General features: G+C 54.3%; 12 protein-coding genes and 1 pseudogene. 6 read left to right on the plus strand and 7 right to left on the minus strand.

Features of this window, described 5'->3' with window-relative positions; translation table 11 throughout:
• The first annotated feature begins 434 nt into the window (after positions 1-434).
• A protein-coding gene (locus ACA108_03350; GenBank protein XEX96594.1) for an IS3 family transposase occupies positions 435-1597 on the plus strand; the annotation gives its coding sequence in 2 pieces (ribosomal slippage) (positions 435-696 and positions 696-1597; 1164 coding nt in all).
• 27 nt (positions 1598-1624) lie between these two features.
• Here ACA108_03350 and ACA108_03355 read toward each other — a convergent pair.
• A pseudogene (locus ACA108_03355) lies at positions 1625-1976 on the minus strand (integrase core domain-containing protein).
• 148 nt (positions 1977-2124) lie between these two features.
• Here ACA108_03355 and ACA108_03360 point away from each other — a divergent pair.
• The 4 genes from ACA108_03360 (at position 2125) to folA (ending at position 5500) form a co-directional block, all read left to right on the plus strand.
• On the plus strand, positions 2125-2358 hold the full coding sequence (locus ACA108_03360) for a YgdI/YgdR family lipoprotein (GenBank protein XEX96595.1): 234 nt from the start codon (positions 2125-2127) through the stop codon (positions 2356-2358).
• Between the two features lie 104 nt (positions 2359-2462).
• The gene (gene kefF / locus ACA108_03365; GenBank protein ID XEX96596.1) at positions 2463-2993 is read left to right on the plus strand and encodes a glutathione-regulated potassium-efflux system oxidoreductase KefF; all 531 of its coding nucleotides are present in this window, start codon (positions 2463-2465) and stop codon (positions 2991-2993) included.
• Positions 2986-4845, plus strand: coding sequence for a glutathione-regulated potassium-efflux system protein KefC (gene kefC / locus ACA108_03370; protein XEX96597.1), 1860 nt, complete (start codon positions 2986-2988; stop codon positions 4843-4845). The genes kefF and kefC overlap by 8 nt, the downstream gene beginning before the upstream one ends.
• A gap of 175 nt (positions 4846-5020) precedes the next feature.
• Positions 5021-5500, plus strand: coding sequence for a type 3 dihydrofolate reductase (folA, locus tag ACA108_03375; GenBank protein ID XEX96598.1), 480 nt, complete (start codon positions 5021-5023; stop codon positions 5498-5500).
• A gap of 104 nt (positions 5501-5604) precedes the next feature.
• Here folA and apaH read toward each other — a convergent pair whose 3' ends face one another.
• The 6 genes from apaH to lptD are packed head-to-tail and all read right to left on the minus strand — an operon-like array spanning position 5605 to position 12343.
• Positions 5605-6456 carry a bis(5'-nucleosyl)-tetraphosphatase (symmetrical) ApaH gene (gene apaH / locus ACA108_03380; GenBank protein ID XEX96599.1) on the minus strand — a complete coding sequence of 284 codons (852 nt, stop codon included), beginning with the start codon at positions 6454-6456 and terminating at the stop codon, positions 5605-5607.
• 4 nt (positions 6457-6460) lie between these two features.
• Positions 6461-6838, minus strand: coding sequence for a Co2+/Mg2+ efflux protein ApaG (gene apaG / locus ACA108_03385; GenBank protein ID XEX96600.1), 378 nt, complete (start codon positions 6836-6838; stop codon positions 6461-6463).
• 2 nt (positions 6839-6840) lie between these two features.
• Positions 6841-7662, minus strand: a complete 822-nt coding sequence (rsmA, locus tag ACA108_03390; protein ID XEX96601.1) for a 16S rRNA (adenine(1518)-N(6)/adenine(1519)-N(6))-dimethyltransferase RsmA — start codon at positions 7660-7662, stop codon at positions 6841-6843.
• Positions 7659-8648, minus strand: a complete 990-nt coding sequence (gene pdxA, locus ACA108_03395; protein XEX96602.1) for a 4-hydroxythreonine-4-phosphate dehydrogenase PdxA — start codon at positions 8646-8648, stop codon at positions 7659-7661. The genes rsmA and pdxA overlap by 4 nt, the downstream gene beginning before the upstream one ends.
• Entirely contained in the window at positions 8641-9933 is a 1293-nt protein-coding gene (gene surA, locus ACA108_03400) for a peptidylprolyl isomerase SurA (protein ID XEX96603.1), read from the minus strand. The genes pdxA and surA overlap by 8 nt, the downstream gene beginning before the upstream one ends.
• 55 nt (positions 9934-9988) lie before the next feature.
• Complete coding sequence (gene lptD / locus ACA108_03405; GenBank protein ID XEX96604.1) at positions 9989-12343, minus strand: LPS assembly protein LptD; 2355 nt, start codon at positions 12341-12343, stop codon at positions 9989-9991.
• 182 nt (positions 12344-12525) lie between these two features.
• On the opposite strand from lptD, the gene djlA reads away from it, so the two are divergent.
• Complete coding sequence (gene djlA / locus ACA108_03410) at positions 12526-13335, plus strand: co-chaperone DjlA (protein XEX96605.1); 810 nt, start codon at positions 12526-12528, stop codon at positions 13333-13335.
• Positions 13336-13347 lie beyond the last annotated feature (12 nt).

A 13347-nucleotide genomic window follows, 5' to 3' on the forward strand; every position in this document is an offset into this window, starting at 1 on the left:
TTTTCAATTATCTATCCAACATAAGCAGCACAACACACCTTGTGTGCTGCTTCGTCCCTTATCCCTTAGAACATCCAGCCAAAGCACCCCAACTGTGGTTTTCCATCGCTCACCGCCACCACCAATCAATTGATATAAAAGATCGATAATTTATTATTGATAGTTTTTTGTCGATTGGAAACGGCTTATCGATCGATCATTTAATTGCTTTAATCGATCGATTTCATATGTTTGATGGGTTTTAGCTATCGTTTGTTTTTTATAGATCGATTTAAACGATATGACGAACATCAAAAATAATTCAATTCTATCAATTGGTTAAACAGTCGGTTTGTGGTTTAGGTGCGATCCGGTTGGGAATAGGGTCACTGATCCTACCCGCGAATAGTGGACACGAGACTAAGTGAGTAAACTCTCAACCAGAGGTGACTCACATGACAAAAACAGTATCAACCAGCAAAAAGCCCCGTAAACAGCATTCCCCTGAATTTCGCAGTGAAGCCCTGAAACTCGCTGAATGCATCGGTGTTGCTGCCGCAGCCCGTGAACTCAACGTGTACGAATCACAACTTTATAACTGGCGCAGTAAACAGCAGCAACAGCTCTCATCCTCTGAGCGTGAAAATGAACTCGCTGCTGAAAATGCTCGTCTCAAACGCCAGTTGGCGGAACGGGACGAGGAGCTGGCCATTCTCCAAAAGGCCGCGACATACTTCGCGAAGCGCCTGAAATGAAGTATGTCTTTATTGAAAAACATCAGGCTGAGTTCAGCATCAAAGCCATGTGTCGCGTCCTCCGGGTGGCCCGCAGCGGCTGGTATGCGTGGGCTCAGCGGCGTGCGAGGCTAAACTCACGCCAGCAGTTCCGTCTGAGTAGTGACAGCGCCGTGCACGAGGCTTTTCACCGGGCAAAACAGCGCTACGGCGCACCGCGCCTGACCGATGAACTGCATGCTCAGGGTTACCGCTTCAGCGTGAAAACCGTGGCAGCCAGCCTGCGTCGTCAGGGGCTTCGGGCGAAAGCTTCACGGAAGTTCAGTCCGGTCAGTTACCGCGAGCATGACCTGCCGGTGTCGGAGAACCTGCTGAAGCAGGATTTTTACGCCAGCGGTCCAAACCAGAAATGGTCGGGTGACATCACCTACTTACGTACTGATGAAGGCTGGCTATATCTGGCTGTCGTCATCGATCTGTGGTCACGTGCTGTTATCGGCTGGTCAATGTCATCACGGATGACGGCACAGCTGGCCTGCGATGCGCTACAGATGGCGTTGTGGCGACGTAAGCGCCCGGAAAATGTCATCGTTCACACCGACCGTGGTGGGCAGTACTGCTCAGCGGATTATCAGGCGCTACTGAAGCGGCATAACCTGCGCGGTAGCATGAGTGCAAAGTGTTGTTGTTACGATAATGCCTGTGCAGAAAGCTTCTTCCGCTCACTGAAAGTCGAATGTATCCACGGTGAACGCTTTATCAGCCGGGAAATGATGCGGACGACGGTGTTTAATTATATCGGGTGTGATTACAATCGGTGGCGTCGCCACAGTGCCTGTGGCGGACTCAGCCCGGAACAATTTGAAAATCTGAATCTCGCTTAGGACCGTGTCTACATTACGTGGGTAGGATCAGTTTCGCGTCTGTCGTGACCAACTTTTGGGGTTCGCTGCTCTCGCCGCTTGATAGACCTTATCTCGTTGTGACAACAGCACCCTGTCCTCACCTGTATGCCGCTGTAGCGGCGTCACATAACCTATGCCACTGTGCCGGTGCTCTTCGTTATACCAATGGGTAAACTTATCTACCCAGATCCGCGCTTCTTCCTGCGTTTTGAACGCCTGAAGAGGGCCACTGAGGAACATATTTCAACGTGCGGAACAACGACTCCACATACGCATTATCATTGCTCACACGCGGTCGGCTGTGTGAAGACGAGATATTCAGTTCTGCCAGCTTCACCTGCAGGGTCTGCGACTTCATTGACACTTACCGATCGGCAATGAGCTTCGGCGGGTTTTTTTATTGTCCCCACTTCTTCAGAGTGTTCTGTATTTTCCGCTGGAGGCGGAAATTCCTGCTAAAGTTTTCAGGTACATAGTGAGAAACGACGACAAACAGGGAGAGCAACATGCAAAACAAAATTCTGATGGCTTCCATCTTCGCTGCCGCAACGCTGTTTACCGTGGCCGGCTGTTCGTCTAATCAGGCGGTGAAAACGAGCGACGGCAAAACTATCGTCACCGACGGCAAACCGCAGGTAGATGACGACACGGGTCTGGTTTCCTATAAAAATGCTGAAACCGGCAAGACCGAGCAGATCAACCGCGACCAGGTGAAGTCGATGGGCGAACTGGATAACTAATTCAGATTTTATCGCTTACCCCGTCAACATTATTGACTATTAGCCCGTTGATTTACTGTCTACACTCTTTGAGAAAAGAAGGCAGTAAAACAACAGGCTAATTCATGATTTTAATTATCTATGCGCACCCCTATCCCCGGCACTCTCACGCCAACCGAAAAATGATTGAACAGGCATCGCTGCTGCCCGATGTCGAAATCCGCTCTCTGTACGAACTCTATCCTGACTTCAATATTGATATCGCCGCTGAACAGGAGGCGCTAAGCCGTGCCGATCTGGTCATCTGGCAGCATCCGATGCAGTGGTACAGCATGCCGCCGCTGATGAAATTGTGGATCGATAAAGTGCTTGCCCACGGCTGGGCCTATGGCCACGGTGGCAATGCGCTGCATGGCAAACATGTGATGTGGGCGGTGACCACCGGCGGAGGGGACGGCCATTTTGATTTAGGGGACCATCCCGGCTTTCAGGTGCTGGGCCAGCCGCTGCAGGCGACCGCACTCTATTGCGGCATGAACTGGCAGCCGGGCTTTGCCATTCATTTCACTTTTGTTTGCGATGAGAACACCCTTGAGGTGCAGGCCGAACAGTATAAGCAGCGGCTGACGGAATGGCGGGAGGCGAACCATGGATAGCCACAGCATGATTCAGGTACTTATTTACCTCGGTGCCGCCGCGCTAATCGTCCCTGTCGCCGTGCGGCTGGGGTTAGGTTCGGTGCTTGGCTACCTGATTGCGGGCTGCATTATTGGGCCGTGGGGGCTGCGGCTGGTCACGGACGCCGGGACAATTATGCACTTTGCGGAAATCGGCGTGGTGCTGATGCTGTTTGTTATCGGTCTTGAGCTTGATCCGCGTAGACTCTGGACGCTGCGCGCCTCGGTGTTTGGCGGCGGCGCGTTACAAATGATCGCCTGCGGAGTTTTCCTCGGGCTGTTCTGCATGCTGATGGGGCTCGGCTTGCAGGTTGCGATGCTGATAGGCCTGACCCTTGCGCTATCGTCCACAGCGATCGCCATGCAGGCGATGAACGAACGTAATCTGACGCTTTCCGTCATGGGGCGCGGCGCCTTCGCCGTATTGTTGTTTCAGGATATCGCCGCCATTCCGCTGGTGGCGATGATCCCCCTGCTGGCAACCAGCGGGGCGACCACCACGCTTGCCGCTTTTTCTATATCAGCCTTAAAGGTGGTCGGCGCGCTGGCGTTGGTGGTGGTTCTGGGGCGCTACGTGACTCGCCCGGTTCTGCGCTTTGTGGCCCGCTCCGGCCTGCGCGAAGTTTTCAGCGCAGTGGCACTCTTTCTCGTATTTGGCTTCGGGTTATTGCTTGAAGAGGCGGGGCTATCCATGGCGATGGGAGCATTTCTGGCGGGCGTGCTGCTGGCAAGCTCCGAATATCGCCACGCGCTGGAAAGCGATATCGAACCGTTTAAGGGCCTGCTGCTCGGCCTGTTCTTTATCGGCGTCGGCATGTCGATAGATTTCGGTACGTTGATGGATAATCCGTTGCGCATCATTACGCTGCTGATGGGCTTCCTGGTGATTAAATGTCTGATGCTGTGGCTCGTCGCGAAAACCCTGAGGGTGCCGCGCAGGCAGCGACGCTGGTTTGCCGTGCTGCTGGGGCAGGGCAGCGAATTTGCCTTTGTGATTTTCGGCACCGCCAGAATGGCGGAGGTGCTTGACGACGGCTGGTCAAAATCCCTGACGCTGGCGGTTGCGCTGTCAATGGCGGCTACGCCGCTGCTGTTGGTGCTGCTCAGCCGCATGGAAAAATCGGGCAAAGAGCAGGCCCGCGAAGCGGATGAAATTGATGAAGAGCAGCCGCGGGTGATTATTGCGGGCTTCGGCCGCTTCGGGCAAATCGCCGGGCGCCTGCTGCTGACCAGCGGAGTGAAAATGGTGGTGCTCGATCACGACCCGGACCATATCGAAACGCTGCGCAAATTTGGCACCAAGGTGTTTTATGGCGATGCGACGCGGGTCGATCTGCTGGAATCAGCGGGTGCGGCAAAAGCCGAGGTGCTGATCAACGCCATTGACGATCCCGAGGCCAACCTTCAGCTCTCTGAAATGGTGCAGGAACACTTCCCGAATCTGCGGGTTATCGCCAGGGCGCGCGACCTCGATCACTTTATTCGTCTGCGCCAGGCGGGTGTTGAACAGCCGGAGCGTGAAACCTTCGAAAGCTCGCTGAAAGTTGGGCGGCGCGCGCTTGAGGCGCTGGGCGTTGGCAGCTATGAGGCCCGTGAACGTGCCGATCACTTCCGTCGCTTCAATACCCAGATGGTGGAAGAGATGGTGATTGCCGCAGATATGCCCGCACGGGCGGACGTGCTTAAACGTACCAGCGCGATGCTGACGGAGGTCATTAACGAAGACCGCGCCCATCTCAACGTGATTCAGCGACACGGCTGGCAGGGCACGGAAGAGGGCGTTCACAGCGGCAGGCTTGCGGACGAACCACCGGCGAAACCGGAAGAGTGATATTGCGCCCAAATAGCGCTAACTCATTGTTCGCGCTGGCCCCCTCTGCTAACGGAAGAGGTTACTGCTTTGCAGAACAAAAAAATTTCTTCCGGCAGGGGGATCGGGCAGTCGACGAAAGATTGCGCTTTCCGTATAGTGGCGGCAATTTTTTCACCACCCTTGGGTTAATAGAATGATCAGTCTGATTGCTGCATTAGCGGTAGATCGCGTTATAGGCATGGAAAACGCCATGCCCTGGGACATACCTGCCGATCTGGCCTGGTTTAAACGTAACACGTTAAATAAACCGGTCGTGATGGGACGTCTGACCTGGGAATCTATCGGCCGTCCGCTGCCTGGCCGTAAAAATATTGTCATCAGCAGTAAGCCGGGCACCGACGACCGGGTTGTGTGGGTCAGCTCGGTTGAGGACGCTATCAGCGCCTGCGGCGACGCCGAAGAGGTGATGGTGATCGGCGGTGGCCGCGTTTACGAACAGTTCCTGCCGAAAGCGCAGCGCCTGTATCTGACGCACATTGATGCGGAAGTCGAAGGGGATACGCACTTCCCGGATTACGATCCGGACGAGTGGCAGTCAACGTTCAGCGAATTCCACGATGCCGACGAGCAAAACTCGCACGGCTACTGTTTTGAAATTCTGGAACGTCGCTAAAACGGAAATCTGGAGCGGTTGTTGTGTCGGATGACGCTACGCTTATCCGACCTACGACTGCTTATCCGACCAACGTAAAAAAACCCGGTTTTCACCGGGTTTTTTTATGAGGCTATTGCGGTATCACCGCCGCCAACGTCGGCTTTACGGTTTGAGGGCTGCACAAAATACGCTTTATCTTCCCAGCGCAGACAGGTTAAATCCCCGCCCCAGCAGCAGCCGGTATCCAGCCCGAAGATCCCCTCCGGCGTCCCTTTTCCTTCAAGCGAAGCCCAATGGCCGAAGACTACAGAATAGGCGGCGGTAACCGGACCGGGAATCGCAAACCACGGCTTGAGCGGCGCAGGCGCGCTTTCCGGCGTATCTTTGCAGTACATGTCCAGTTGGCCGTTCGGGAAGCAGTAACGCATACGGGTCAGGGAGTTGGTGATGAACCGCAAACGCGCAAGCCCCGACAGCTCCGGAGACCAGTTGTTCGGCATATCACCGTACATGGCGTCCAGGAACAGCGGATAGCTGTCGCTCGACAGTACGGCTTCGACATCGCGGGCGCAGGCTATTGCGGTGTCGATATCCCACTGCGGAGTAATACCCGCGTGGGCCATCACCAGCATTTTTTCGTTATCCACCTGGACTAGCGGCTGGCGGCGCAGCCAGTTCAGCAGCTCGTCAACGTCCGGAGCTTCAAGCAGTTGCGAAACGCGGTCTTTCGGCTTGTTCCGGCTAATGCCTGCATACACCGCCAGCAGGTGCAGGTCATGATTGCCGAGCACCAGGCGCACGCTGTCGCCCAAGCCGCGCACGTAGCGCAGGACTTCAAGCGAACCGGGGCCGCGCGCGACTAAATCGCCCGTCAGCCATAAAGTATCTTTGCCAGGCGTAAATTCAACCTGTTGCAGCAGGGCGATAAGTTCATCGTAACAGCCGTGAACATCGCCAATCAGGTATGTTGACATCGTATCAGTGAATGAAGGCTGGAATGGCCAGACGGAAGACGGGAATAGCGACGCGGAATGCCTCGCCCTGAGAATCGACCATTTCATAATGGCCTTGCATGGTGCCCAGCGGCGTTTCAAGCACAGCACCGCTGGTATAGCTATATTCGTTGCCCGGCTCGATGTGCGGCTGAACGCCAATCACGCCTTCGCCCTGCACTTCGGTTTCGTGACCGTTGCCGTTAGTGATTAGCCAGTAACGACCCAGAAGCTGCACCGGTGTTCGCCCCAGGTTTCGGATGGTTACGGTATAAGCAAAGACGAAACGTTCGTTCTCCGGGGAGGACTGGGATTCGATATAGACGCTTTGTACCTGAACGCATACGCGGGGCGAATTCAACATCGTTAACTCTCCTGCGGCTGAGGATGTTCAGCCAGATAGTTTGCCAGCTGGCAATACTGGGCGACTGAGATGTTCTCAGCGCGGAGGGTCGCGTCGACGCCCAGCTCTGCCATTACCTCAGCGCTAAACAGATGGCCAAGGCTGTTGCGAATCGTTTTGCGGCGCTTGTTAAAGGCCTCAGTCGTGATGCGGCTTAACACGCGCAGCTCTTTGACCGGATGCGGGATGGTGGCATGAGGCACCAGGCGCACCACGGCGGAATCCACTTTCGGCGCAGGCGTAAAGGCCGTTGGCGGCACTTCCAGCACCGGGATCACGTTGCAATAATATTGCGCCATCACTGATAAACGACCATACGCTTTACTGTTTGGTCCTGCAACCAGACGGTTGACCACCTCTTTTTGCAGCATGAAGTGCATGTCCGCAATGGCATCAGTATAGCTAAAGAGATGGAACATCAACGGCGTAGAGATGTTGTACGGCAGGTTACCGAACACGCGCAGCGGCTGGCCGATTTTCTTCGACAGCTCCGCGAAGTCCATGGTCATGGCATCCTGCTGATAAATAGTCAGCTTCGGTGCGAGAAACGGATGCGTTTGCAGACGGGCCGCCAGATCGCGGTCGAGTTCGATAACGGTCATTTCGTCCAGGCGTTCACCCACAGGCTCGGTTAATGCACCGAGGCCGGGGCCAATTTCAACCATCGCCTGGCCTTTCTGCGGATTTATAGCGGAGACAATACTGTCGATAACGAACTGGTCATTAAGGAAGTTTTGTCCAAAACGTTTACGGGCTAAGTGGCCCTGGTGGACGCGAGTATTCATTGAGTATTTGTAATCATTTTGATGGCGAGATTAAGCGCCGTAGTAAAACTGCCGACATCGGCTTTCCCCTGGCCTGCCAGCTCTAGCGCTGTGCCATGGTCAACCGAAGTGCGGATAAAAGGTAAGCCTAACGAGATATTCACCGCGCGACCAAAGCCCTGATATTTCAGAACCGGTAATCCCTGGTCGTGATACATCGCCAGTACTGCATCGGCGTGGTTGAGATACTTTGGCTGAAAGAGTGTATCAGCAGGCAGCGGACCGGACAGATTCATACCCAGCGCGCGCATCTCGTTTAGTACCGGGATTATCGTATCGATCTCTTCCGTGCCCATGTGTCCGCCTTCCCCTGCATGAGGGTTCAGGCCGCACACCAGAACGTGAGGCTGCGGAATACCAAACCTGGTTTGCAGGTCATGATACAGGATGGTGATTATCTGGCGTAATAAATCTGGCGTAATTGCCTCAGAAATGGCTTTCAGCGGCAAATGCGTGGTTGCAAGCGCTACGCGAAGTTCTTCGGTTGCGAGCATCATCACAACTTTTTCGCTGTCTGAGCGCGCTTCAAAGAACTCGGTATGACCGATAAACGGAATACCCGCATCGTTGATGATGCCCTTGTGAACCGGCCCGGTAATCAGTGCGGCAAATTCGCCGCTTGTGCAACCGTCACAGGCGCGGGCGAGCGTTTCGACAACATAGAGGCTGTTGCGGACATCAAGCTGGCCTGGTACCACTGGAGCATGCAAAGCAACGGGCAGAATCGTTAGCGTACCTGCTGCCTGTGGCTGTGGTGCCTGGTCGGGCTGGTAAGGAATCAGGGTCAACGGGAGGTTCAGCGTGGCGGCTCGTTCGAGCAGTAATTCAGGGGAGGCGCAGACGACCAGTTCAACGGGCCAGTCGCGGCCTGCCAGCGCGATAGCCAGGTCGGGACCAATCCCGGCGGGTTCGCCGGGAGTGATGGTCACACGGGCAATATTAGCCATTGCTGCCGATAATCTTCACGTAAGCGCTGGCACGCTGTTCCTGCATCCAGGTCTGCGCTTCTTCAGAGAACTTACGGTTAAACAGCATGCGATAAGCACGATCTTTCTGCGCCGCGTCGGTTTTATCCACTTTGCGAGTATCCAGCAGCTCGATTAAGTGCCAGCCGAAGGAGGAGTGCACCGGCTCGCTGGTCTGGCCCTTATTCAGCTTCATGATTGCGTCGCGGAAGGCCGGATCGTAGATGTCCGGAGAAGCCCAGCCCAAATCGCCGCCCTGGTTGGCTGAACCAGGATCGTCAGAGAACTCTTTTGCGGCTTTTTCGAAGGTGATTTTACCACTCTTGATGTCGGCTGCGATTTGCTCAAGCTTCTGGCGCGCCTGCTGATCGGTCATGATCGGTGATGGCTTAAGCAGGATGTGACGTGCGTGAACTTCAGTCACAGAGATGCTCTGGGTCTGACCGCGCAGATCGTTAACCTTCAGGATATGGAAACCGACGCCGGAACGAACGGGACCAATAACGTCGCCTTTCTTCGCGGTAGCCAGCGCCTGAGCGAAGATGGACGGCAGTTCCTGGAGACGGCCCCAGCCCATCTGGCCGCCCTTCAGCGCCTGCTGATCGGCAGAATAGGTGATAGCAAGCTTGCCGAAGTCCGCACCGCTTTGTGCCTGGGAAACAATGTCACGCGCCTGTTTTTCCGCATCGTCAACCTGAGCGGAGGTTGGGTTTTCCGGCAGGGCAATCAGGATGTGGCTCAGGTTCAGCTCGGTGCTGCTGTCGTTCTGGCTACCAACCTGCTGCGCCAGCGAGTCCACTTCCTGAGGCAGGATGGTGACGCGACGACGCACTTCGTTGTTACGCACTTCCGAAATAGTCATCTCTTTACGGATCTGGCTACGGTAAGTATTGTAGTTGATGCCGTCATAGGCCAGACGGCTGCGCATCTGATCCATACTCATTTTGTTCTGCGCGGCAATATCCGCAATCGCTTTATCAAGCTGCTCGTCGGTAATCTTTACGCCCATTTTGGTGCCCATCTGCAGGACGATTTGGTCCATGATCAGGCGTTCCAGAATCTGGTGGCGCAGCGCGTTGTCATCAGGTAACTGCTGACCGGCCTGCTGAGCGTTAAGTTTTACCGATTGCATCAAGCCATCGACATCGCTTTCCAGAACTACACCGTTGTTTACAACGGCTGCTACTTTGTCGACCACTTGTGGCGCTGCGAAGGCAGTGTTCGCCACCAGGGCGACACCGAGAAGCAGCGTTCTCCAGTTCTTCATACTTTTTCCATTTTTACTTAGCCGCAATGCGGATTACGTTTTCAGTCAAAGTGAATTACATCGAGCTCTGATACGGCAGGATGTTGGAACGCAACATCTGCTGTGTGCCCAGGCCATAGTTAGAGCTCAGGCCACGTAACTCGATGTTAAAGCCAAACACGTTGTCGTATTTGCTTTCATCGTTTTCCCAGCCGTTGATTTTGCGCTCGTAGCCAACACGAATCGCATAGCAGCAGGAGTTATACTGCACGGCCAGCATGGAATCGGCCGCCTGCTTCGCGTTGGTGTCGTAGTAATATGCTCCTACCACGGACCAGCGATCGACGATCGGCCAGCTTGCTGTCATACCAACCTGAGAAATACCTTCTTTATACTGCTCTGTCGTCGCGAAGCTTGGCAGCGTGGCCTGAATGTATTCCGGGCTGGCATAACGGTAGTTCAACTGCACCAGGCGGTCGTTATCGCGCCGGTATTCGACGGTACCGTTACCGGTTGCCACGTTTGCCAGACGCGCATCATATTGAACGCCGCCGCGCAAACCCCAGCGGTCGGTCATACGCCAGTAGGTATCGCCAGCCCAGATAACGGAGCCGGTGTCCTTGTCTTTTTCCCAGTTGATGTTGTCATCCCCGGTACGGGACTGGGTAAAGTAGTAGATTTGACCTACGGATACGTTAAAACGTTCAACGGATGCGTCATCATAAATACGCGTCGTGACGCCGGTAGTAACCTGGTTCGCAGAAGCGATGCGGTCAAGACCACCATAGGTCCTGTCGCGGAACAGGCCGCTGTAGTCCGACTGCAGTAAAGATGAGTCGTAGTTGTTAATGGAGCTCTGGTCACGGTACGGGACATACAGGTACTGCACGCGTGGTTCCAGGGTTTGCGACCAGCCTGCTGCGGAGTCCATATCCCGGTCAAAGATAAGCTTACCGTCAACCTTAAACTGCGGCATGGTGCGGTTCACTGAGCTTTTGTATTTACTGTTCGGATCGACGTTTTCTTTATATTTATCGAGGTTATCCTGTTGATAATGCGTTGCCAGCAGTTTTGCTTCGGTATTCAGGCTTGCCCAGCCGTTAGAAAGCGGCAGGCTGATGGTTGGCTCGATATGCAGACGCGTGGCTTCCGGCATATTGTCGTTCACGTTGGTGAACTTTACGGCCTGGCCATAAATGCGGGTATCAAAAGGACCCACATCGTTCTGATAGAAGTTCATGTCCAACTGAGGCTGAGCAGCGTACGAGTTTCTGCCTCGCTGAGATTCAAACACCTGGAATTGTTTGGTGGACAGCGTTGCGTCAAAGTTTTCAATCGCGTAGCCGACGCTGAATTTTTGCGTGGCGTAACCGTCGGTACTGGAGCCGTACGCAGAGTCGAAGTCGTTGAAATACTTATCGTCGCTGACTTTGGTGTAGTCGACATTGAAGCGCCACACCTGGTCCAGCACGCCGCCGTGGTTCCAGTAGAACAGCCAGCGGTGGCCATCATCATCAGGTTTTACGCCGGGTTCATTCTTGTATTCATCGTCTGAGCCCAGGTAGTCAAACTCCATCACGCCCGCGCCGGCTACGGTCAGGTAGCGGAATTCGTTCTGCCACTGAATGCCACGCTCTTCCATATAGTTTGGCGTAATGGTGGCATCAAAGTTTGGCGCAATGTTCCAGTAATACGGCAGCGTAAATTCAAGGCCGTTATTGGAGCTGTATTTGGCGTTAGGCATCAGGAAGCCGGAACGGCGCTTGTCGCCGATCGGTAGCTGTAAATAGGGGCTGTAAAACACCGGGACCGGGCCGAGTTTGAAGCGCGCATTCCAGATTTCCGCGACCTCTTCTTCCCTGTCCTGAATAACGGTGCTACCCACCACGCTCCAGGTATTGGAACCCGGCAGACAGGAGGTAAAAGTCCCGTTCTCTAAAATGGTGTAGCGGTTGTTTTCGCGCTGTTTCATCAGGTTTGCAGTACCGCGTCCCTGGCGGTCAACCATCTGGTAATTGCCGTCCCAGACGTTGGTATCTTTGGTGTTCAGGTTTGACCAGGCTTTAGGGCCTTTGAGGATCACCTGATTATCGTCGTAATGAACGTTGCCCAGCGCATCAACAGTGCGCACCGGGTCGGGCTGGCCATCAACTTGTTTCTGGTGCAGCTGGACTTCATCTGATTGCAGACGACTATTGCCCTGCTGAATATCTACGTTGCCGGTGAACACCGCGTTGTCGGGATAATCCCCTTTTGCGTGGTCAGCATTAATCGTAACCGGAAGGTTATTAGTGTCGCCTTCGATCAACGGGCGATTATAGCTTGGTACGCCCAGCATACACTGCGAGGCGAGATCGGCAGCCATACCTTGTTGGCTATAAAGCGCTGCGCCAATCAGGGTGGCCAGCAAGGTGGGAATACGTTTTTTCATACGTGTTATTCGTTGTTCCATCATCAATGGCTTAGCGCGGCAAACGGTCAGAGACTAACTTACTCATCATCGCAGCGCTAGTGTTAATCCTGTCCGTTGTGCAGTCTGCTGTTAGGCACCGCTATCAATGACGGGTATGATAAAGCAAATTCTAGCCGACAGCATGACGATTTGGGGAGTATATGCAGTATTGGGGTAAAGTTCTCGGTGTCGCAATAGCACTTATTATGGGCGGTGGCTTCTGGGGTGTGGTATTTGGCTTACTTATCGGTCATGCCATTGATAAAGCACGCACCCGTCGTAGCGCATGGTTCTCCAACCAGCAGCAGCGCCAGTCGCTGTTCTTCAGCACCACATTTGAAGTCATGGGGCATCTCACCAAATCGAAAGGTCGCGTGACCGAAGCCGATATCCAGATTGCGTCGTTACTGATGGATCGTATGCAACTGCATGGCGATGCAAGAAGTGCGGCTCAGCACGCGTTTCGCGTTGGTAAAGAAAATGGTTATCCGCTGCGCGAAAAGATGCGTCAGCTGCGAAGCGTCTGCTTTGGGCGTTTCGATCTGATTAGGATGTTTCTGGAAATCCAGATTCAGGCGGCGTTCGCCGATGGCTCTTTGCATCCTAACGAGCGCGAAGTGTTGTACGTCATTGCCGAAGAGCTGGGTATCTCCCGCGTTCAGTTCGATCAGTTCCTGCGGATGATGGAAGGCGGTCAGCAGTTTGGTGGCGGCTACGGTCAGCAGCAGGGCGGTGGGTTCCAGCAGCAGCGTGGACCAACGCTTGAGGACGCCTGCAACGTATTAGGGGTCAAAAGCACCGATGAGCCAACGGTTATCAAACGCGCCTACCGAAAGCTGATGAGCGAACATCACCCGGATAAGCTGGTCGCTAAAGGCCTGCCGCCGGAAATGATGCAGATGGCGAAGCAGAAAGCTCAGGAAATTCAGAAAGCTTACGATCTGATCAAGACGGCTAAAGGGTTTAAGTAATGCTGAACCTTC

Origin of the sequence: Dryocola sp. LX212 (genome assembly GCA_041504365.1) — a bacterium.
GTDB lineage: Bacteria > Pseudomonadota > Gammaproteobacteria > Enterobacterales > Enterobacteriaceae > Dryocola.